A 20640-nucleotide genomic window follows, 5' to 3' on the forward strand; every position below is an offset into this window, starting at 1 on the left:
CTCACGGAGCGAGGCCGCTGCTGCTGCGCGACCTCGCGGACCCCCGCGCCACCCGCCGCCACCACGCCCGCCACGGCAACGAGCTCGCGAGCGCCGAACCGATCACCACGCTGCCGAACCAGGCGACGACGACCCCGGGGATCGGCACGAGCAGGCTCGCCCACAGCAGCACCGCGAGCACTCCGAGCACGTACGCCGCCCCGGCCTTCAGGTACCGCAGCCGCTTCAGTCCCGCGGCCTCGTCCAACCGTGAGGTCAACCGCGCCAGGAACACGGCACCGACGCCGATCGCCGCCACCGCGACCGCCGCCTGTTCGAGCGCTCCGAGGCCGTCGGCGCCGAGGGTCCCGGACCCGGACAGGCTGTACACGCCGTCCAGGATCTCGAACAGCATGAACACCACGAGCCCCCGCTCGAACACGACGGTCGACGCGTGGGCGTGGATCCGCCAGGCACCCCGCCCGACCCCGATCGACGCGGTGTCCGAGCCGACCCCGTCGAGCGCCCAGGCGGCGACGCGCTTCGACCCGAGGTACGCGACGATGCCCGCCGCACCGCCGAGCACGACCGGCAGCAGGGCACCCGGCGACCATGCGCGGTCGACGCCGACGAGGACGGCCGTGACGGCGACCCCCGTCGCAGCGGTGACCAGGGACCAGACGCGAGGACGCGCGACGGCGGCGAGCCGGGCCTCCAGGCGGCCCAGCCAGGACCTGCGCGACGCACGGTCGGTGTTGAACAGGTACTCGGCGAACACGAGCCAGATGAAGGCGGCGCCGAAGGCGGCGAGGGCGGGGCGCACCTCGGCGAGGTGCGCCGAGAACGAGCCGGGGGCGAAGACGGCTTCCTGCACGGAGCTCGCGGGGTCGGTCGCGTCGCCGACCGCGACGGCAGCCGGCGGCAGGAGCAGCCGCATCGCGAGGACGCCTGCGACGATCCCGAGCGACAGGAACAGGCGCCGGGCGGGGGAGTGCAGCCGTCCCGCGATGCCGGCCATCGGCACCGACGAGTCGGCGGCCATCGCGATCTCGAGGAGCGCGAGCGCGACGAACGCCAGCGCGGCGGCGGGGCCGAGGACGAACCAGGCCGCCGCGGCGGCCGCGACGGTGATGGACAGGGGGACGGTCAAGAGCGATCTCGTGGCCATCACCCCATCCAGCACCGGTCGCCTGGATGGGTGGTGGAGCGCTCCTGCGCATCAGCCTGGAGGCACGGGTCGATCCGCGCAGAACGGGTGACGGCCCGTCCCCACTTGCGGGGACGGGCCGTCGGGTCACGCGGGCAGGCGGTCGCCTCAGTCGTGGAAGGTCTCGATGGACGCGCCGAGGGAGTTCAGCCGTTCCTGCAGCTGCTCGTAGCCGCGGGCGATGATGCCCACGTTGCGCAGGACGCTCTCGCCCTTCGCCGCGAGCATCGCCAGCAGGATGACCACCGCGGGGCGGAGGGCCGGCGGGCAGCTGATCTCGGCACCGGAGAAGTGCGTCGGACCGGTGACGTCGAGGCGGTGCGGGTCGCGCAGGGTGACGCTCGCGCCGAGGCGGGTCAGGTCGAGCAGGTGGATCGCCCGGCCCTCGTAGACCCAGTCGTGCACGAGCGTGGTGCCCTCGGCCATCGCGGCGATGACCACGAAGAACGGCAGGTTGTCGATGTTCAGCCCGGGGAACGGCATCGCGTGGATCTTGTCGATCGGGGCGTGCAGCTCGGACGGGTGCACGGTGATGTCGACCAGGCGGGTGCGGCCGTTCGCGGCGGGGTACTCGTCGGTGACGTCGAACCGCAGGCCCATCTCGGCCAGGGTCGCGAGCTCGATCTCGAGGAACTCGATCGGCGCTCGGGTGACGGTGAGCGTGGAGTCGGTGACGATGCCGGCGGTCAGCAGGCTCATGGCCTCGACCGGGTCCTCGCTCGGCCAGTAGTCCACGACCTCGTCGATGCGGCTCTTGCCGGTGATGCGGAGCGTCGTGGTGCCGATGCCCTCGACCTGCACCCCGAGCAGCTCGAGGAAGAAGCAGAGGTCCTGCACCATGTAGTTGGGGCTGGCGTTGCGGATGACGGTCTCGCCGTCGCGGGCGGCCGCGGCGAGGATCGCGTTCTCGGTGACGGTGTCGCCGCGCTCGGTGAGGACGACGGACTTCGTGGGGACGTCCTGGTTCGCGACGCCGACCTCGTACCAGCCGGAGGTCGCCTCGACGTCGACGCCGAAGGGGCGCAGCGCGATGAGGTGCGGCTCGACCGTGCGGGTGCCGAGGTCGCAGCCACCGGCGTACGGGAGCCGGAAGGACTCGTACCGGCCGCTGAGCGGACCGAGGAACATCAGGACGCTGCGGGTGCGGCGGGCGGCGTCGGCGTCGATCGCGTCGAGGTGCAGGTCGGACGGTGCGACGATCTCGAGGGTCTCGCCGTCCTCGGACCACGTGACGCTCGCGCCGAGGCTGCGGAGGACGTCGATGATCCGGTCGACCTCGACGATCCTGGCGACCTTGTGCAGGCGGGTGACGCCGCGGTTGAGCAGCGAGGCGCAGAGCAGCGCGACGGCGGCGTTCTTGCTCGAGTTGACGGCGATGGAGCCGCTGAGCTTCCGGCCGCCCTGCACGCGCAGGTGGGCACGCTGCGGGGCGCCGCCGATCGAGACGATCTGCTGGTCGAGGGCGTCGCTGATGCGGGTGAGCATCTCGAGGGACAGGTTCTGGCCGCCCTGTTCGATGCGGTTGATCGCGCTCTGGCTGGTGCCGACGCGTTCGGCGAGCTGCGCCTGGGTCATGCTGCGGCCCTTGCGGGCGCCCCGGATGAGGGCACCGACCTCGCGGAGCGGGGCGGCGGATGCCGGGGTGGCCGGCGAGACGACGGTGGTGGTGTCGGACATGGCGCCAACGTAACACGCTCATGAGATAAAACGACTGGAGAACGACACCCGTTGCGCGCCCCGAGGTCTCGAATACGTCACAGCTGAGAATTCGGGGGACGAAGACGCTCAGGGATCGGTCAGCGTCCCGCGCACGATCGAGTCGCCGGAGTGCGCCGGGTCGCCGTCGTCCGCTTCGGCGGAGACGTCGACCACGGGGAACCGCGCGGTGTCCAGGTCGGCGGGCACGGTGAAGGTGCCGCGGTCGCCGTCCAGGTAGCCGACGCTCACCAGGCCGGCGAGGTCGGACCGCATCATCCAGACCTCGCGGAGCGGACCGGTACCGGATCGACCGCGTTCACCGTGCAGGTCGACCACGAGCGTCACCCGCCCGTCCCGGTCGCGTTCGAGTTCGGCGGTACCGGACGTGCCGGACCAGCCGGGGAGCGCCGCGAGTTCGGTGTTCGCGAGGACGGTCTCGGTGCCCCCACGGGGCAACCCGGGGACGACGCCGGTCGCCACGCCGATGCCCAGGACGACCGCGAGGACGCCGGCACCCGCGATCAGGACCGTCACGAGACGACGAAGACGCGTGGCCGACCGGGGTCGACGGGACACGACGTGGGACCGCGGGTCGACGGGGGCGGTCACCTGCTGCGGCGTCTGCGCGATCTCGGCCGCGATCCGGTCCCACACGTGGTCCGGTGGCGCGATGAGCTCGAGGTCGTCGGACGCCCGCGTGACGGCGGCGACCCGCTGCAGCACGGCGACCTCGTCGCGGCACCGGGCGCAGGACGCCAGGTGTTCGGCGACGTCGTCCTCAGCCACCTGGTCGGAGACCGCGAGCATCGCCAGGGTCTCGTCGTCGACGTGCTTCATTCGATCACCTCCAGACGTGTTCGGAGCCGAGCCAGACTCCGGTGGATGTGGCTCTTCACGGTGCCCAGCGGCAGGTCGAGCCGTTCGGCGATCTCACGATGGCTGAGGTCGTCGTAGAACGCCAGTCGCATCACTCGTCTCGGTGTCTCGTCGAGTCGGTCGAGCTCGCCCGCGACCAGTGCGCGCTCCGCCAGGTCGAACGCCGGTTCCGGTGCGGGCGTCGTCGCTTCGACGACTTCGGGGTCGGCTGCGCTGGCGTGCCGACGGCGATCGTTCAGGGCGTCGACGATGCAGTTGCGGGTGATGCCGACCAGCCAGGCGCCGAGCGGACCCCTGGCAGGGTCGTAGCTGGCGCTCCGCTGCCAGGCCTTCACGAAGACCTGCTGCGTGACGTCCTCCGCGGCTGCCGGGTCCGACAGCGCCCGCAGGGCCAAGGAGTACACGAGCGACGACCAGCGTTCGTAGACGGCGCGCAGGGCGCGCTCGCCCCCGGCGCTGAACGCGTCGGAGAGTTCGCCGTCGTCCGGGAGGATGGTCGTCACGTCTTCCTGTCGCTGGTGCGGTCGTCGTCGACCACGACCTGATCGTAAGCGGCCGTCGGTCGCCTCGGTCAGATCGGTGCCGCGGTGACGACGAGGTTGCTCTCGTAGTGTCCGGTGCTCGTGTCGAACCGGCCGCCGCACGTGACCAGGACGAGTCGGCGCGGTCCGTCGTCGCGGAACACGTCTCCCCAGGGGAGGCCCTGCTTCTCGAGCGTGCTGACGGAGTCGATCCGCCACCGGGTGTCGGCACCGGCAGCGTCGGTGAGGGTGACCGTCGTCCCGCGGGGGACGTCCCGGAGCCGGGCGAAGGGTCCGATACCGTACCCGACGGCGTCGACGTGGGCGGCGAGCACGACGGTGCCCTCCGGTGACGACGGCGCTGGGCCGAACCGGTACCACCCGGCGGTCGCGGGGTCGGGCGGGAGGCCCATCGCCCCGCTGCCGTCGACGCCCTCGGGCTGGACGGGGGCGCTGATGCCGTCGTGGTCGACGACGATGCCGGTCGGAGCCGGTGCGCGCCGGACCGGGGGGATGGTGGCTGCCTGCTGCGGCACCGCGGTCGAGAACGCCGTCGGGACCGGAGTGGGGGTGCTCGTCGGCAGGGCGGGCGGCTGCCCGTCGGGGGCGTATCCGGCCGACGAGCACCCGGTCAGGGATGCGACCGCCACGGCGACGACGATGGCCGTCACCGTGACGGACCGCACTGGGAACCGCACGTTCAGCGGCGGGCCGCTGCGGTGCGTCGACGGAGCAGCACGGCACCGATCGCGGCGGCTGCGGCCAGGGCCGCTGCAGCACCACCGACGAGCGGCAGGGAGTCCTGACCGTTCGTGGCCACCAGACCCGCGTTGCCGGCGGGGACACCGTTCGGCGTGCCACCGAGGTCCGAGATCGTCTGCGTGGCGAGCGCGAGGTTCGAGTCGTCCAGGCTGCCCCACGCGTACACGATGGTGTCGGCGCCGGCCGTGACCGCGACGTCTGCCGGGCCGATCACGGGGTCGGTCGTCCCGGTCGCGGCGACGGTCGCCGAGACCGTGCCGGCCGCCAGTTCCAGTGCCTGCTCGTCCGGGTTCGACAGGTTCGTGACGACGGCCTTCCCGCCGGCGAGGACGTCGACCGCGGGTGCGGCCGCGACGTGCCGGACGACGAGACGCCCCTGGCCGGCGGGCACGGCGGAGGTGTCGTTGGTGAACACCGTGGCGGTCGGTGATCCGTCCGCCGCGTCGTGTGCGACCGCGGTGTAGTTGCCGCCCGCGTCGAACGAGACGTCCGCCGGTCCGATGATCGGCTTCGACGCGTCGGCGGCGTCCGAGGCGGTGATGGCGAGTTGGTGTGCACCTGCCGGCACCATCATCGGACCGGCGAGGGTGCCGGGAGTGAAGTCGTCGATCGCCCGCTTCCCGTCGAGGTACACGTCCACGGTGACGTCCGGGACGGCGTGGAGGACCGAGAGTGTCGCCTCACCGGTGGCGGCGGTCGCGGCGGTGGCGGGCAGTACGACCGCGGCGGCCGCGAACAGCACACCGGCGCTCAGGCCGGTGACGAGTGTCTTGCGCATGGCGTTCTCCTTCGGGCCGGTCCGGGCCGGAGCGGACGGCGTCGTCATCGACGTCGTACCCCCACTACCTGCCGTGGACCCCGATCGGATGCACCGGATCCGTGCGGATCAGCCGAGCCGCCGCCAGACCGCTGCTAACGCCCCGGCCCCACCCGCCGATAGACCTCCGTGCAGGCCCACGGACGGGCAGCATCCCGCCCCACGGACGGCGGCGGGACGATCGAGAACCAGGACGGGCCATGATCGTCGTCACACGACTCAACGGCAGCGCATTCGCTGTCAACCCCGACCTCGTGGAGCGCATCCACGAGACGCCGGACACGACGCTCATCATGGTCGACGGGGCGAAGTACATCGTCCGCGAGTCCATGGCCGACGTCATCGACCTGATCGCCGCGTACCGCGCCCGCATCGTCGGCATGGCCTACGGCACCGACCTGCCGACCGCGCGGAACGCCACCGGCCCCCAGCCGACGCTCGCCGCGGTCGCCCCCCTCCGCACGCAGGACGGGGGACGCTGACGTGGACATCGCGACGATCATCGGGATCCTGCTCGCCTTCGGCGCCCTGTTCGGCATGGTCGAGATGGAGCACGTCGAGCTCGCCGGGCTGTTCCTGCCCGCGCCGATGCTGCTCGTGTTCGGTGCGACCATCGGCTGCGGCATCGCGAGCACCACGCTGAAGGACGCCATCGCGAGCTTCAAGGCCGTCCCGAAGGCGTTCACCGGCAAGGTCACGCCGCCGCAGTCGGTCATCGATGACGTCGTGGGCCTGGCGGAGACGGCTCGGTCGAACGGTCTGCTCGCCCTCGAGCAGGAGGCCGACAAGCACGACGACCCGTTCATGAAGAAGGCGCTGCAGAACATCGCGGACGGCACCGACGGCGACGAGCTGCGGATCCTGCTCGAGGACGAGATCGAGTCGAACGCGGCCCCCACGCGCAGTGCGAGTGCGTTCTTCATGGGACTCGGCGGCTTCGCCCCGACGGTCGGCATCATCGGCACCGTCGTGTCCCTGACCCACGTGCTCGCGAACCTCGGCAAGCCCGACGAGCTCGGTCCCCTCATCGCGAGCGCGTTCGTCGCGACCCTGTGGGGCCTGCTCACCGCGAACTTCATGTGGCTGCCGATCGGCGGCAAGCTCCGGAAGCTCGCACAGCTCGAGTCGGACCGCCAGACGCTCCTGATGGAGGGGCTGCTCGCGGTCCAGGCCGGCAGCCAGCCCCGCCTGCTCGGTGAACGCCTCAAGGCGATGGTGCCGCCGGCAGCGCGCACCGACACCTCGAAGGGCAAGGCCGGCAAGAACAAGCAAGACGCCGACGCCGACGACCAACAGCTGGCGGCCTGACGATGAGCGCCAACCCCCGTGGCCGTGGCCGCGGTCGTGCGAAGAAGGGCCACGACGAGGCCGAGCACCCCGACGAGCGCTGGATGGCGTCGTACATGGACATGATCACGGTGCTGATGTGCATGTTCCTGGTGCTGTTCGCCATGTCGACGGTCGACCAGGAGAAGTACATCGCCCTGAAGAACTCCCTGGCGACCGGCTTCGGCGAGGTGAAGTCGCAGAAGGTCGACACCGCCAGCGGCACGGTGGTGACGAAGGACCAGGTGGAGGACGGTTCCGGGTACTCCACCGACAAGTCGCAGGCCGACCACTCGACGGCGTCGTCCGGCACGAAGGACACCAACGTCGACCCCGCGTCGACCGTCGTGCCGGTGACCGCGACGAAGCAGGACCTCGCCGACGCCCAGAAGGAGCTCGACGACCTCACCGCGATCGAGCAGGCGATCAAGCAGAACCTCGCGAAGGCCGGCCAGACCGCGAACGTGCAGTTCACCGTCGACGCCCGCGGCCTGATCGTCCGCCTCGTCGGCAGTGAGACCTACTTCGGCACGAACAGCGCGGACCTGTCCGAGCAGGCGAAGTCGATCATGGACGCGATCGCACCGGTCCTGAAGACGAGCCACCACTACGTCAGCGTCGAGGGGCACGCCGACCAGCGGAACTCGACGGCACCGTACGCCACCAACTGGGAGCTCAGCGCGGCCCGGGCGACGGGGGTGCTGCGCGACCTGGTCGAGCGCGGCGGGATGCCGGGCGACCACGTGCAGAGCGTCGGCTTCGGGTCGAGCCGGCCGCTCGCGAAGGGCGGGACCGACCAGGACCTCGCCCTGAACCGACGGGTCGACATCGTGGTCCTGTCGAACGCCGACCAGGACGTCAGCGCGCTGATGCCGGCACTGGCGAAGGCGCAGGACGGAGCACGCCAGGGCTGACGCACGATCGACGGGGCTGGAGACCCCGCATCCCCAGTACGGGGTACAGCACTGACGGGTGCCGCACAGGCGACCGATAGACGCACCCGTGACCGAGACCCTGCCAGCGCCCGAGGTGTACGACTTCGCGCGCCCGTCGACGCTCGCCCGCGAGCACGCCCGGGTCCTCGAGCTCGCGTTCGAGACCTTCGCGCGGCAGTGGGGCACGCAGCTCACCGCGAAGGTGCGCGCCGTGAGCCAGGTCACCTGCGAGCAGGTGCAGATGGTGACGTACGACGAGTACGCCGCCTCGCTGCCCGCGCTCACCGGCATGGTGCTGCTGCCGATCGCGGACGTCGCCCCGAAGGGCGTCCTGCAGGTCCCGCTCGACGCCGCGCTGACCTGGGTCTCGCACGCGCTCGGCGCCTCGAAGCCGCTGCCGACCCCGGAGCGCACCTTCACGCCCATCGAGCAGGCCCTCGTGCGCAAGATCGTCGAGGACGCCCTCGACGACCTCCGCTACTCGTTCGGCGGGTTGCTCGCGCACGACGTCACGGCTGGTGGCTTCCAGTTCAACTCGCAGTTCGCCCAGGCCGCCCAGAAGGGCGACCTGATGATCGTCGCGGCGTTCTCGATCCGCGTCGGCGACCGCGTCGCCCCCGGCACGCTCGCGTTGCCGGCCGAGGCCGTGCTGCCGCAGCTCGGTGAGGCCGCCGCCCACGTGTCGCCCGCTGACGCCCAGGCCCTGCTCGACGCGCAGCTCGCGGGCGTCCCCGTCGGCGTCAGCCTGCGCTTCGCCCCGGCGACGGTCCTGCCCACGCAGGTGCTCCGGCTCGCGGTCGGCGACGTCCTGCCGCTGCCGCACCCGCAGCACCGCCCCCTCACCATCGCGGTCGACGGTGAACCCGTCGGCACCGCCGCGGTCGGCGCGAACGGCTCGCGCCTCGCCGGCATCGTCGTCACCACCACGAGCACGGAGCAGCACTGATGACCGAAACGACCACCCTCCAGACCACCGCGGCCGAGTCGCTCGCGGCGCAGCTGCCGACGGCCGTCCCGCTGGGTGCGCTGCTGCTGCCGGGAGGCGCGACCCCGGTCGTGCTCGAAGCGGCGACCGACGCCGTGGTCGCGTCGTTCGTCGGCGGCCTGTCGGCCGATCTGGCCCTCGTGCTCACCGACCTCGAGGCCGTCATCGCTGCCGGCGGTACCGACCACGGGATCGTGGCCGTCACCGACGTGCTGCGTCCGTCGCTCGAGGCCGCCGCGTCCGTGCTCGGCGTCGGGGTCCTCGGTGAGGCGAGCCGCGAGTCGGCGGCCGCGCTGCTGGCCGACCCCGACACGGTGGTGTTCGAGCTGACCGCCGGTGGTGTCCCGAGCGGCTGGTTCGGCATCCGGGTGCGCGAGCACGGCACGGTCTCGGCCGCCGCACCCGTCGGGGTGCCCGCCGGCAACCTCGGCCGCATCAACAACGTCGAGATGACCCTGACCGTGGAGATCGGCCGCACCCGCATGTCGGTCCGCGACGTGCTCGGCATGGAGCCCGGCGCGGTCGTCGAACTCGACCGCAGCGCCGGTGCGCCCGCCGACGTCCTGCTGAACGGTCGCCTCATCGCGCACGGCGAGGTCGTCGTCGTCGACCAGGACTACGCCGTCCGGATCACCCGCATCCTCGACGTCGCCGAATCCCTCTGAGCCCCGCGTGGACACCCTCCTCATCACGCTCCGCGTCGCGCTGTCGCTCGGCGTCGTGCTCGCCCTCATGTGGGTGCTGCACCGTGCCAGCAAGAAGCGCTTCGCGGGCAAGACCTCCGGGCGCCGTGCGGCGACCGTCGAGGTCGTCGGTCGCCAGGGCCTCGGCGGCAAGGCGAGCGTCGTGGTGGTGGACGTCGAGGGGGAGCGCCTGGTGCTCGGGGTGTCGGAGCAGGGCGTCAGCCTGCTCACGAGCGGGCAGGCGCCCGCTCCGGAGCTCACCATCGTGACCGGACCCGTGCAGCTGCCCGTGCGTCCCGCCCCGTCGGCCGACGCGTTCGGTCAGGAACTGACACTGCAGACGGACGCAACCGAGAGCCTCCCGGCCGACGCGGCGACGCCGCTGCCGATGCGCCCGCGCAACCGTCGTCCGCAGCGCACCACGGTGCCGACCGCGCAGCAGCTCCAGGGCTCGATCCTGTCGGTCGACACCTGGCGGCAGGCGGCCGCCGCCCTGCGGAACCGGCGCGCCGGGTGACCGCGGTCCGCACCGGACGCACCGCCGCCCTCGTCCTGCTCGGGCTGGCGGTCGTCGCCGGCTTCCTCATGCTCACCGCGACCGGTGCCCACGCCGCCGGCGTCGTCGAACCGACCGCCCCCGCGACGCCGACCGCTCCCGCGAACGGCGACTTCAGCGTCAGCGTGAACGGCCCGGACGGCACCCCGTCGTCGGCCGTCGTGACGCTCATCGGCATCACGCTGCTCAGCGTCGCCCCGGCGCTCATGCTCATGATGACGTCGTTCACGAAGATCTTCGTCGTCCTCGCGATGACCCGGAACGCCCTGGGCCTGCAGTCGATCCCGCCGAACCAGGTGATCGCGGGCCTGGCGCTGTTCCTGTCGCTGTTCGTGATGGCGCCGGTGCTCGGGCACATCAACGACGACGCCCTGCAGCCCTACCTGGCCGGCCACCTCGACTTCAACCAGGCCGTCGAGATCGGCACGAAGCCGCTCCGGACCTTCATGCTGCACCAGACCCGCGACGAGGACCTCGCCCTGATCACCCGCGCCGCAGGGCTCGACAACCCGAAGTCGATGGCCGACGTGCCGATGACGACCGTCATCCCGGCGTTCATCATCTCGGAGCTCCGCAGCGCGTTCATCATCGGGTTCGTCATCTTCATCCCGTTCCTGGTGATCGACCTCGTCGTCTCGGCGGCACTCATGTCGATGGGCATGATGATGCTCCCGCCGGTCATGATCTCGCTGCCCTTCAAGATCCTGCTCTTCGTCCTGGTCGACGGCTGGGGCCTCATCATCACGTCGCTCATCGAGAGCTACCACGTTGTCTAGGGGGCACGCATGAACCAGCAGGCCGTCATCGACCTGGTCCTCCAGGCGCTCCTGGTCGCGGGCAAGCTCGCCGCTCCGGTGCTCGTCACGTCGCTCGTCGTAGGGTTCGCGATCTCGCTGTTCCAGTCCGTGACCCAGATCCAGGAGGTCACGCTCTCGTTCGTGCCGAAGGCGGTCGCCGTCGCGATCGCCCTGGTCGTCTGCGGCAACTGGATGATCTCGGAGATGGTGGCGTTCACGCACGTCGCCTTCGACATGATCCCGAAGCTCCTCGGCAGCGGCTGATGGAGCTCGCGATCAACGCCGACCGTCTGGAGGCGACCATGCTCGCCGGCGTCCGGCTCGTCGCGTTCTTCGTCATCGCGCCGCCGTTCTCGTACCGGGCGTTCCCCGGCACCGTGAAGGTGATCCTCGGGCTCGGCCTGGCGATCGGCGTCGCCCCCCGCGTCGCCGTCGGCTACGAGTCGCTCGACACCGGGCCCTTCCTGCTCGCGCTGCTCACCCAGCTCGTCGTCGGGTTGTCGCTCGGCTTCCTGGTGTTCCTGGTGTTCGCCGCGGTGCAGTCCGCCGGTGCGCTCATCGACCTGTTCGGCGGGTTCACGCTCGCGCAGGCGTTCGACCCGCAGTCGCAGGTCAACGGCGCCCAGTTCACCCGGCTGTTCCAGATGGCGGCGCTCGCGCTCCTGTTCACCTCGGGCGGGTACCAGCTCATCGTCGGTGGGCTCGTGCGCTCCTTCGATGCCGTGCCGCTCACCGGCAGCTTCGCGGTCGACGGTCTGGCCCACCTGCTCGTGGCGGCGATGTCGCAGATGTTCCTGGCGACGCTGCAGATCGCCGGCCCCCTGGTGGTCGTGCTGTTCCTGGCGGACGTCGGCCTCGGCCTGCTCACCCGTGTCGCACCGGCCCTCAACGCGTTCCAGATGGGGTTCCCGATCAAGATCGGGCTGACCGTCCTGTTCGCCGGAGCGCTCTTCATGGCCCTGCCCTCGGTGGTGTCGTCGCTGACCGGTGAAGCCGTCCAGGCGATCACGGGACGGGGGTGAGGCGCCGTGTCCGACAGTGGTGAGAAGTCCGAGAAGGCCACCCAGAAGCGCATGCAGGAGGTCCACCGGAAGGGCCAGCTCGGCCGGTCCCAGGACCTCGGTGCGTGGATCGGCATCGCCGTCGTCGCCCTCATGGTGCCGTCGATGATCGGCAACGCGGCGGCCGCCGGTACGGCACAGCTCGTCGCCGTGCAGTCCGTCATCGCGAACCCGACGATCGGCACCATGAACCACGTGTTCGGCGACGCGATGGCCAGCGTCGGCGCGACCCTCGGCCCGATGCTCGCGGTGGTGCTCGTCGCCGTCACCGCGGCCGCCGTCGCGCAGGGCGGGGTGCACATCCGCAAGCTCGCGCCCGAGGCGTCGCACTTCGACCCCATCGCGGGCCTCAAGCGCGTGTTCGGCGTCCAGGCGCTCTGGAACGGGGCGAAGGCGCTGCTGAAGACCACCGTCGTCGGCCTCGTGCTCTGGTTCGCCGTGCAGGGCCTGATGCCCGTGCTCATGACCAGCGGCTCGCTGCCGTTGTCCGCCGTGCTCGAGGCAGCAGCGGACGGCGCGGGCACCCTGCTCCGCGCCGCGATCGCCGCCGGGCTCGTCCTCGCCGCGATCGACGTGCTCGTGGTCATCCGGCGCAACCGCAAGCGCACCATGATGACCAAGCGCGAGGTCAAGGACGAGCAGAAGAAGAGCGACGGCGACCCGCTCGTCAAGGGTCAGCGCCGCTCCCGCCAGCTCGCGATGAGCCGCAACCGGATGATCCAGGCGGTCGGCACCGCGGACGTCGTCATGACGAACCCGACCCACTACGCCGTCGCGCTCAAGTACGAGCCGGGCAAGGCCGCACCGCGGGTGGTCGCGAAGGGCGCCGGGCCCGTCGCCGACGTCATCCGTGCCCGGGCGGAGGAGGACCGTGTGCCGATCGTGCGCGACGTCCCGCTCACCCGAGCGCTGCACGCCGCGTGCGAGCTCGGGCACGAGATCCCCGTCGACCTGTACACGCCGGTCGCCCGGGTGCTGTCGTTCGTGATGGCTCTGAAGGCCCGCGGCGCCGCTGCCGGCACCCACGCACCGCCGAGGCCGACCACGCCCGACGAGGTGGCGAGCGTCATCGACCCGGCCACGCTGACCGGTGACCTCCGCCCCCGCAAACTCCGCGCACCGCGCATCGCCGAGACCCCGACCGAAGGACTCCCCGCATGAACCGCAAGGACCTGCCGAAGCTCGTCGTCCCGGTGTTCATCGTCGGCATCATCCTGCTGCTGATCCTGCCGGTGCCGTCGTTCCTGCTCGACTTCCTGATCATCATCAACATCCTGCTGGCGCTGGTGATCCTGCTCACGACGCTGTTCGTGAAGAAGCCGCTCGACTTCTCGGTGTTCCCGTCGCTGCTGCTCGTCGCAACACTGTTCCGCCTCGGCCTGAACGTGGCGTCGACCCGGCTCGTGCTCGGCGAGGGCTTCGCCGGCGACGTCATCCAGGCGTTCGGCCACGTCGCCGTGTCCGGGTCGATCATCATCGGCGCGGTGATCTTCCTGATCCTCATCGTCATCCAGTTCGTCGTCGTGACGAAGGGTGCCGAGCGCGTCGCCGAGGTCGGGGCACGGTTCACCCTCGACGCCATGCCCGGCAAGCAGATGGCGATCGACGCCGACCTGAACGCCGGGCTCATCACCGACCAGCAGGCGAAGGACCGCCGCGCCGCGGTCTCCGCCGAGGCCGACTTCTACGGCGCGATGGACGGCGCCTCGAAGTTCGTCAAGGGCGACGCGATCGCCGGCATCCTGATCATCATCATCAACCTGATCGGCGGCATCGCGATCGGCATGCTGCAGAACGGGCTGTCCGCCACCGACGCCCTGTCGAAGTACGGCATCCTGACGATCGGCGACGGCCTCGTCACGCAGATCCCGGCCCTGCTCATGGCGGTCTCCACCGGCATGATCGTCACGCGCTCCGGCGCGGAGTCCGAGATGGGTGCCTCGGCCGCCACCCAGCTCTCGCAGTCGCGCAACGCCCTGATGATCGCCGGCGTCGCCGCCATCGCGATGGGGTTCATCCCCGGCATGCCGATCCTGCCCTTCCTGCTCGTCGGTGCGACCCTGCTGTTCACCGCGTGGCGCATCGGCCGGAACGCCGCGAACGCCGAGTCCGCCGCCGCCGAGCAGCAGGCCCTCGAAGCCGCCGCGCCCTCCGGCGACACCCCCGAGGACCTCATCGAGCAGATGCGCGTGCACGCCCTCGAGATCCTGCTGGCGCCCGACCTGGTCGACATGGTGTCCGGCGCCTCCGACGACCTGCTCGGCCGGGTCCGTGCCCTCCGTCGCAAGATCGCCGTCGACATGGGCATCGTCGTGCCGCCGGTCCGCACCCGCGACAGCATCGACCTGCCGCCGTCGACCTACGCCATCCGGATCGCCGGCGTCGAGGCCGGCCGCGGCACCGCCCCGGCCCGCAGCGTCCTGGCGCTCGGCGACCACCTGGACGGGCTGCCGGGCACCTCGACGGTCGAGCCCGTGTTCGGCCTGACCGGCAAGTGGGTGCCCGCCGAACTCCGGCACGCCGCCGAGATGACCGGCGCCACCGTGATCGACCGGGTGTCCGTGCTCGTCACGCACCTGCAGGCCGTCATCGGTGACAACGCCGCTCGCCTGCTCACCCGCGAGGACGTCAAGGTCCTGACCGAGGGCGTCAAGCAGGTCAACCCCGCCGCGGTCGAGGAACTCGTGCCGGGCATGCTCTCGATGGCCGAACTCCAGCGCGTGCTGCAGGGCCTGCTCGCCGAACGCGTGCCGATCAACGACCTCGGGCGGATCTGCGAGGCGCTGACCCTGCGCGCCAAGGCCTCCACCGACCCCGAGGGGCTGGTCGAGGCCGCCCGCGCCGCGCTCGGCCCCGCCCTCGCAGCCCGGTACACCGACCAGGGCACCCTGCGCGTCATCATGATCGACCCGCTGCTCGAGCAGTCGATGCTCGAGGGGCTGCGGCCATCCGAACAGGGCAGCCAGATCGTCCTCGACGCCCACCGCATCGAGCAGGTCCTGGGCTCCGTCCGCGATGCCGTGCGCAGCATCGAGGACCAGGGGCTGTCCGCCGTCCTGGTCTGCGCCCCGCAGCTCCGCCCGGCCGTGCACCGCATGGTCGCCGCCCAGTCGAACGGGCTCCCGGTGCTGTCGTACCAGGAGGCCACCGCCGCGGGCTCCACCATCGAGACCGTGGGAGTGGTCCGTGCCGCCGACCCGATTGCAGCGTAACGGCGCAACGCTCGACGAGGTCCGCGACGCCGTCCGGACCGAGTTCGGCGCGGGTGCACGGATCGTCGCCGCCGAGCGGGTCACCACGCCGGGCATCGGCGGGCTGTTCCGCAAGGCGCACGTCGAGGCCACCGTCGAGGTGCCGGAACCGGGGGAGACCCCGACCGCACGCGTCGTGATCGCCGACTCACCCGTCCAGCGGATCGGCATCGCGGCGCTGCTCGCCGACGCCGACGCCGCCGAGGCCCGCATCGCGCGCGGTGACGGCACCCAGGCGACGCGTGCCGACGCGTTCGCGTCGGTGCTCGACGGCTTCGTGGCGGACGGGATCACGGGGAGCGCCCCGCGCCCGACGCGCGCACTGCCCGGAGCGGACGGGCCTGCGGACGTCGACCCGCGCCTCCAGGCCGTCACCGACACCCTGCCAGGAGGCCCGACCACCGTCCCCGACGTCGCGCCCGGCCGGCGCGCGGCCCGGTCCACGGCGCCTGCCGTGCGGTCTGCTGTCCCGGCAGTGCGGTCTGCTGACGGTGACCTGGTCCTGTTGGTCGGCCGGGCGAACGACGTCGACGCCGCGGCCGGGCTGTTCGCCGTCCGGCACGCGCTGCGGCCGACGGACGCCGCCGACCGGCGGTCGGCGATCCTCGCGCGTGCCGACGGCGTGCGCGACGGCCACGCGGTGCTCGCCGTCGCCGCGTGGGACGACCGGGCGACCGGCGAAGGGATCGAGGCCGACCAGGTCTGGGTCGTCGTCGACGTCGGACGGAAACCCGAGGACACCGCGGCCATGGTGTCCGCGGTGGCCACACGGCTGCCGGTGGCCGGTGTCGTCGCGATCGGCGCGGGGGAGACCGCCACGCCGGAGTCCGTCGACCTGCTGGGGGTCCCCGTCCTGTCGCTAGGCTGAGCGGGTGCTGGTACTCACGCGGAAGGTCGGCGAGCGGATCCTCGTCGGTGACGACATCGTCATCACGGTCCTCGACGCCAGGGGCGACGGCGTCCGGATCGGCATCGACGCACCACGCGGGGTGAAGATCCAGCGTGAAGAGGTCGTGCGGGCGGTCGCCGAGGCGAACGCCGAGGCCGCTGCGGCTGCCGGCGCGACCGGTGCCTCCGGTGACGACGCCGAGGCGCGGCTGCGTGCCGCGCTCGGCGACCGCGGCGGGGCCGACCGGGCGTAGTCCGGGCCGGGCGCGGTCGTTGTCGCACCGTCGTCGGCGAGCGCGCCCCGTGGCGGGCATAGCGCCCCGACTCTTCGGGGCGCGATGACGCTGGCGGGGCGCGGGCCGGGCGGCTACGCGCGGGGCTTCTTCTCCTGTTCGGGGAGTCGTCCGGCTGCCGCCTCGGCGGCGAACCACGCACGGGCCTCGTCCTGGCGCGCCTGCTCCTCGCCGAGCGCGATCGGCGCCCGCACGTGGCCGGGCTCGTAGCCGAAGGTCTCGATGAGCTGCGGGACCACCGGACGGAGCCGCGCCACGAGCCGGTCGATCGACGCCGACACCGCACGGGCACGCTGCGCGCTCAGGCGGCCGTGCACCAGGTACCAGTCGAGGTGCTGCTCGAGCAGCCCGAGCGCGAACAGGTCGCGCAGCCACACGAGGACCCGGCGGGTGTCGCCCTCGGGGACCGCGTCGAGCCCCTCGGTGAAGGCGTCCCACTGCATGAGTTCCGCGTGGGCGCGCGCAGCCTCGATCAGCTCGTGCTGCGACCGGTTCAGGAGCACGACCTGGCGGGCACGGTCCTTGCCGGCGGTGTTCAACCGCAGCCCGATCTCGGTGACCATGGTGTCCACGCGGCCGGCGAGCAGCGCGCGCTGCGTGGCGGGGTCGTGCAGGTCGGTGACGCTCGCGGCGAGCGACCCGCGGTCGGCGACGGTCTGGCCCAGGCGGCGGAGGCCCGAGGCGTCCGCGAGCTTCGCGCCCACCTGCGAGGCGACGAACTTCGCGGTCGACGCGGCGTCGCGCGGCGCCCGCTTCCGGAAGTCGGTGAGCAAACGCTTGCCGACGAGCTGCAGCAGGACGGTGTTGTCGCCCTCGAACGTCACGTAGACGTCGAGGTCGGCGCGCAGGCTCGTCAGGCGGTTCTCGGCGAGGAAGCCCGCGCCGCCGCAGGCCTCGCGGCACTCCTGCAGGGTGTCGAGCGCGGACCACGTCGACAGTGACTTGAACGCGGCGGCCTGGGTCTCCAGGTCCTCGCGGCGCTCCGGGGTGTCGGCACGCCCGCTGAACACGTCGTCGAAGGTGCGGAGCAGCTGCTCGTGCGCGAACGACTGCGCGAACACCGTCGCCAGACGGGGGATGAGCCGGCGCTGGTGCCGGCCGTAGTCGAGCAGGACGCCCTCGACACCGCCCGCCGTCGGGAACTGCCGGCGCTGCATCGCGTACGTCAGCGCGATCTGCAGCCCGATCTTCTGGGCGACGACCGCGGCACCGTCGAGCGACACGCGGCCCTGCACCAGGGTGCCGAGCATCGTGAAGAAGCGGCGTCCGGGCGAGTCGATCGGCGAGCTGTAGGTGCCGTCCTCGGCGACGTCGCCGTAGCGGTTCAGCAGGTTCGTGCGGGGGACGCGGACGTGGTCGAAGTGCAGCCGGCCGTTGTCGATGCCGTTCAGGCCGCCCTTGACGCCGTCGTCCTCGCCGCCGACGCCCGGCAGGAACGCGCCGTCGTCGTCACGGAGCGGCACGTAGAACGCGTGCACGCCGTGGTCGACGCCCTGGGTGACGAGCTTCGCGAAGACGACGGCCGCCTTGCCGTGCAGGGCCGCGTTGCCGATGTAGTCCTTCCACGCCCCGCGGAACGGCGTGTGCACGACGAACTCCTGCGTGGCGGGGTCGTACGTGGCCGACGTGGCGATGTTCTGCACGTCCGAACCGTGGCCGGTCTCGGTCATGGCGAAGCAGCCGGGGACGTCGAACCCGATGATGCCGGGCAGGAACTCCTCGTGGTTCCGCGCGGTCCCGAGGTGGTGCACCGCGGAGCCGAACAGGCCCCACTGCACGCCGGCCTTGATCTGCAGCGACGGGTCGGCGGTGGTGATCTCCTCGAACGCCGCCAGGTTGCCGCCGTGGTTGTCCTGGCCGCCGAGCTCGGGCGGGTACGGGCGCTGGATGGCTCCGGCGTCGACCAGGATCTGCAGCTGCTCGAACGCGCGGGCACGGTGCTCGATGGTGCCGAGACCCTCGGTCTTGTGCAGTGCGGGGTCGAGCACGAGGCGGCGGGAGATCCGGCGGTCCTCGGCCCAGCGGCCGAGCAGGAGGGTCTCGACCATGTCGACGTCGATGCGGATGTCGGTGGGCTTGCCCGCGTTGTCGCTCGTGTGCTTGCCCGAGTTCTCGCTCGTGTGCTTGCCCGAGTTCTCGCTGGCGTTCTTGCCCGGGTTCACGCCGGCGTCGTGCTTCGCCGTGGGCGTGCCGGTGTGCTGCGCGGATGCGGTGTCGACCATGGTCGGAGTCCTCCTGAACTGCGGTGTCCGGTGTTGCGCTCCCCACGCTAGACACCACCGCCGGGAGCCGGCGGAACGCCGTGCGGGCCGCACAACGCTGCCCGGCACGGACCGACCACGATGGTGGGAACCCTCCAACTGCACGCGTCGATCGATTTGATGAGCACCCATCAACGATTGGGCGCGCCACCGGCCCGCGGGGCAGACTGGCCGACATGTCAGGCTCCACCACGGGACACGATCCCAAGCCCAAACGCACCTTCTTCGGACAGCCGTTCGAGCTGTCGACGCCCTTCGCGGTGGAGCTCTGGGAGCGCTTCTCGTTCTACGGCATGCAGGGCATCGTCCTGATCTACATGTACTACACGGTCACGCAGGGCGGCCTGGGGATCGACAAGGGCATCGCGACCGGGATCATGGGCGCGTACGGCGGCGCCGTGTACCTGTTCACGATCATCGGCGCGTGGATCGCCGACCGGCTGCTCGGTGCCGACCGCACACTGTTCGGCAGCGCGATCGTCGTCATGCTCGGCCACATCGCCCTGGCGCTCATCCCCGGGGTGGCCGGCGTGGGCGTCGGGCTCGTGCTCATCGCGCTCGGGTCCGGCGGACTCAAGGCGACCGCCACGACGATCGTCGGTGGGCTCTACAGCCGCGAAGACCCCCGCCGTGACGCCGGGTTCTCGCTGTACTACCTCGGCGTCAACCTCGGTGCGTTCTTCGGGCCGCTCCTGACCGGGCTGCTGCAGAGCTCGCTCGGCTTCCACTACGGCTTCGGGCTCGCCGCCGTCGGCATGGCAGCCGGCCTGGTCCAGTACGCCATCCGTCGGAAGAACCTGCCCGACACAGTCCGCCACGTCACGAACCCGGTCGATCGCCGACGCTTGCCGCTGATCGGCGTCGGGGTCGTCGTCGCCCTGGTCGTGATCGCGGTCGCCGTCCTGACCGGGCTGCTGAACGTCGGCAACCTGCCCACCGTGGTCGTCGCGATCGTGATCCTCGCGACGATCGGGTACTTCGTCGTCATCCTGACGAGCGGCATCACGGCGCAGGAGCGCTCGCGGGTGTTCGCGTTCATCCCGCTCTTCATCGGCAGCGCCGTGTTCTGGTCGCTCTACCAGCAGCAGTTCACCGTCGTCACGGTGTACTCCGACGAGCGACTGAACCGCTCGCTCTTCGGGTGGGAGATGCCGGTCTCGTGGGTGCAGTCGATCAACCCGGTCTTCATCATCGTGCTGTCCGGGGTCTTCGCGGCGCTCTGGACCAAGCTCGGCGACCGCCAGCCGTCGACCCCGACGAAGTTCGGCCTGGGCACCGGCATCATGGGCGTCGCGTTCCTGCTGTTCCTGCCCTTCGTCGGCTCGGGCCAGAACGGCACGCCGCTGCTCGCCCTGGTCGGCATCCTGCTCGTCTTCACGCTCGCCGAGCTGCTGCTGTCACCCGTCGGGCAGTCCGTCGCCACGAAGCTCGCGCCGCCGAAGTTCCAGACGCAGATGGTCGCGCTGTTCTTCCTGTCCGTGTCGCTCGGCACCGCCGTCACCGGGGTGCTGTCGCAGTACTACGACCCGGCGAACGAGGCGCCGTACTTCGCCGTGCTCGGTCTCGTCGCCGTCGCGGTCGGCGTGGTCCTGCTCGTCCTGGCCAAGCCGGTCCTGAAGCTCATGCGCGGTATCCGCTGATCCGTCGCGGCATCCGCTAACCTGAGGGAAGCCACACGGCCGAAGCAACCAAGGAGTCACCCCATGCTCGAACTCATCGCCGGCATCATCATCGGCATCGGCGT

Annotated in this window: 21 protein-coding genes; 14 read left to right on the plus strand and 7 right to left on the minus strand. The window is 71.4% G+C overall.

Annotated features, from left to right (window positions below; translation table 11 throughout):
• Position 1 precedes the first annotated feature (1 nt).
• From EDF47_RS01710 to EDF47_RS01735, 6 genes are all read right to left on the minus strand, one after another.
• Complete coding sequence (locus tag EDF47_RS01710; RefSeq protein WP_165932374.1) at positions 2-1129, minus strand: DUF475 domain-containing protein; 1128 nt, start codon at positions 1127-1129, stop codon at positions 2-4.
• A 165-nt stretch (positions 1130-1294) separates the two neighbouring features.
• Positions 1295-2863, minus strand: coding sequence for a UDP-N-acetylglucosamine 1-carboxyvinyltransferase (locus tag EDF47_RS01715; RefSeq protein WP_185002989.1), 1569 nt, complete (start codon positions 2861-2863; stop codon positions 1295-1297).
• A 108-nt stretch (positions 2864-2971) separates the two neighbouring features.
• A complete protein-coding gene (locus EDF47_RS01720) occupies positions 2972-3721 on the minus strand; it encodes an anti-sigma factor (protein ID WP_131879979.1) in 750 nt (249 codons plus the stop codon).
• On the minus strand, positions 3718-4263 hold the full coding sequence (locus EDF47_RS01725; RefSeq protein WP_131879981.1) for a sigma-70 family RNA polymerase sigma factor: 546 nt from the start codon (positions 4261-4263) through the stop codon (positions 3718-3720). The genes EDF47_RS01720 and EDF47_RS01725 overlap by 4 nt, the downstream gene beginning before the upstream one ends.
• A 68-nt stretch (positions 4264-4331) precedes the next feature.
• Positions 4332-4931, minus strand: coding sequence for a class F sortase (locus EDF47_RS01730; RefSeq protein ID WP_132100410.1), 600 nt, complete (start codon positions 4929-4931; stop codon positions 4332-4334).
• Between the two features lie 50 nt (positions 4932-4981).
• A complete protein-coding gene (locus EDF47_RS01735) occupies positions 4982-5821 on the minus strand; it encodes a DUF4397 domain-containing protein (protein WP_131879985.1) in 840 nt (279 codons plus the stop codon).
• Positions 5822-6060: 239 nt separating this feature from the next.
• Between EDF47_RS01735 and EDF47_RS01740 the strand changes: the two genes are divergently transcribed.
• The 13 genes from EDF47_RS01740 (at position 6061) to csrA (ending at position 16596) form a co-directional block, all read left to right on the plus strand.
• On the plus strand, positions 6061-6342 hold the full coding sequence (locus EDF47_RS01740) for a flagellar FlbD family protein (RefSeq protein WP_131879987.1): 282 nt from the start codon (positions 6061-6063) through the stop codon (positions 6340-6342).
• A 1-nt stretch (position 6343) separates the two neighbouring features.
• Positions 6344-7168 carry a MotA/TolQ/ExbB proton channel family protein gene (locus tag EDF47_RS01745; RefSeq protein ID WP_131879989.1) on the plus strand — a complete coding sequence of 275 codons (825 nt, stop codon included), beginning with the start codon at positions 6344-6346 and terminating at the stop codon, positions 7166-7168.
• A 2-nt stretch (positions 7169-7170) separates the two neighbouring features.
• Entirely contained in the window at positions 7171-8100 is a 930-nt protein-coding gene (locus tag EDF47_RS01750) for a flagellar motor protein MotB (protein ID WP_133936638.1), read from the plus strand.
• Positions 8101-8188: 88 nt separating this feature from the next.
• Complete coding sequence (locus EDF47_RS01755; protein WP_133936637.1) at positions 8189-9067, plus strand: flagellar motor switch protein FliM; 879 nt, start codon at positions 8189-8191, stop codon at positions 9065-9067.
• Positions 9067-9771, plus strand: a complete 705-nt coding sequence (gene fliN, locus EDF47_RS01760) for a flagellar motor switch protein FliN (RefSeq protein WP_123292757.1) — start codon at positions 9067-9069, stop codon at positions 9769-9771. The genes EDF47_RS01755 and fliN overlap by 1 nt, the downstream gene beginning before the upstream one ends.
• A 7-nt stretch (positions 9772-9778) precedes the next feature.
• On the plus strand, positions 9779-10306 hold the full coding sequence (locus tag EDF47_RS01765; RefSeq protein ID WP_123938086.1) for a flagellar biosynthetic protein FliO: 528 nt from the start codon (positions 9779-9781) through the stop codon (positions 10304-10306).
• Positions 10307-10374: 68 nt separating this feature from the next.
• Positions 10375-11121 (plus strand): flagellar type III secretion system pore protein FliP, encoded by a 747-nt coding sequence (gene fliP / locus EDF47_RS01770; protein ID WP_243698096.1) that lies wholly within the window; start codon positions 10375-10377, stop codon positions 11119-11121.
• A 9-nt stretch (positions 11122-11130) separates the two neighbouring features.
• Positions 11131-11406, plus strand: a complete 276-nt coding sequence (gene fliQ / locus EDF47_RS01775; protein ID WP_111084131.1) for a flagellar biosynthesis protein FliQ — start codon at positions 11131-11133, stop codon at positions 11404-11406.
• Positions 11406-12164 (plus strand): flagellar biosynthetic protein FliR, encoded by a 759-nt coding sequence (locus tag EDF47_RS01780; protein ID WP_131879997.1) that lies wholly within the window; start codon positions 11406-11408, stop codon positions 12162-12164. The genes fliQ and EDF47_RS01780 overlap by 1 nt, the downstream gene beginning before the upstream one ends.
• Before the next feature lie 6 nt (positions 12165-12170).
• The gene (locus EDF47_RS01785) at positions 12171-13364 is read left to right on the plus strand and encodes an EscU/YscU/HrcU family type III secretion system export apparatus switch protein (RefSeq protein ID WP_123292761.1); all 1194 of its coding nucleotides are present in this window, start codon (positions 12171-12173) and stop codon (positions 13362-13364) included.
• Positions 13361-15415 carry a flagellar biosynthesis protein FlhA gene (locus EDF47_RS01790; protein WP_123292762.1) on the plus strand — a complete coding sequence of 685 codons (2055 nt, stop codon included), beginning with the start codon at positions 13361-13363 and terminating at the stop codon, positions 15413-15415. Before EDF47_RS01785 ends, EDF47_RS01790 begins: the two co-directional genes overlap by 4 nt.
• Entirely contained in the window at positions 15390-16322 is a 933-nt protein-coding gene (locus EDF47_RS01795) for a hypothetical protein (protein ID WP_133936636.1), read from the plus strand. The genes EDF47_RS01790 and EDF47_RS01795 overlap by 26 nt, the downstream gene beginning before the upstream one ends.
• A 4-nt stretch (positions 16323-16326) precedes the next feature.
• Positions 16327-16596, plus strand: a complete 270-nt coding sequence (gene csrA / locus EDF47_RS01800) for a carbon storage regulator CsrA (protein ID WP_111084126.1) — start codon at positions 16327-16329, stop codon at positions 16594-16596.
• A gap of 113 nt (positions 16597-16709) precedes the next feature.
• Here the strand turns inward: csrA and EDF47_RS01805 are convergent, their stop codons facing one another.
• Positions 16710-18683 (minus strand): acyl-CoA dehydrogenase, encoded by a 1974-nt coding sequence (locus EDF47_RS01805; protein WP_243833991.1) that lies wholly within the window; start codon positions 18681-18683, stop codon positions 16710-16712.
• Positions 18684-19072: 389 nt separating this feature from the next.
• Here EDF47_RS01805 and EDF47_RS01810 point away from each other — a divergent pair, with 389 nt between their 5' ends.
• On the plus strand, positions 19073-20536 hold the full coding sequence (locus EDF47_RS01810; RefSeq protein ID WP_123938080.1) for a peptide MFS transporter: 1464 nt from the start codon (positions 19073-19075) through the stop codon (positions 20534-20536).
• The last annotated feature ends 104 nt before the right edge of the window (positions 20537-20640 follow it).

The sequence above is a fragment of the Curtobacterium sp. PhB190 genome (assembly GCF_004365385.1).
GTDB lineage: Bacteria > Actinomycetota > Actinomycetes > Actinomycetales > Microbacteriaceae > Curtobacterium.

Bases quoted from the DNA above. Each gene is read 5' to 3' on its own strand.
- EDF47_RS01715 (WP_185002989.1), bottom strand. From the start codon at position 2,863: ATGTCCGACACCACCACCGTCGTCTCGCCGGCCACCCCGGCATCCGCC.
- EDF47_RS01720 (WP_131879979.1), bottom strand. From the start codon at position 3,721: ATGAAGCACGTCGACGACGAGACCCTGGCGATGCTCGCGGTCTCCGAC.
- EDF47_RS01735 (WP_131879985.1), bottom strand. From the start codon at position 5,821: ATGCGCAAGACACTCGTCACCGGCCTGAGCGCCGGTGTGCTGTTCGCG.
- EDF47_RS01740 (WP_131879987.1), top strand. From the start codon at position 6,061: ATGATCGTCGTCACACGACTCAACGGCAGCGCATTCGCTGTCAACCCC.
- EDF47_RS01750 (WP_133936638.1), top strand. From the start codon at position 7,171: ATGAGCGCCAACCCCCGTGGCCGTGGCCGCGGTCGTGCGAAGAAGGGC.
- fliN (WP_123292757.1), top strand. From the start codon at position 9,067: ATGACCGAAACGACCACCCTCCAGACCACCGCGGCCGAGTCGCTCGCG.
- fliP (WP_243698096.1), top strand. From the start codon at position 10,375: ATGCTCACCGCGACCGGTGCCCACGCCGCCGGCGTCGTCGAACCGACC.
- fliQ (WP_111084131.1), top strand. From the start codon at position 11,131: ATGAACCAGCAGGCCGTCATCGACCTGGTCCTCCAGGCGCTCCTGGTC.
- EDF47_RS01780 (WP_131879997.1), top strand. From the start codon at position 11,406: ATGGAGCTCGCGATCAACGCCGACCGTCTGGAGGCGACCATGCTCGCC.
- EDF47_RS01790 (WP_123292762.1), top strand. From the start codon at position 13,361: ATGAACCGCAAGGACCTGCCGAAGCTCGTCGTCCCGGTGTTCATCGTC.
- EDF47_RS01805 (WP_243833991.1), bottom strand. From the start codon at position 18,683: ATGGTCGAGACCCTCCTGCTCGGCCGCTGGGCCGAGGACCGCCGGATC.
- EDF47_RS01810 (WP_123938080.1), top strand. From the start codon at position 19,073: ATGTCAGGCTCCACCACGGGACACGATCCCAAGCCCAAACGCACCTTC.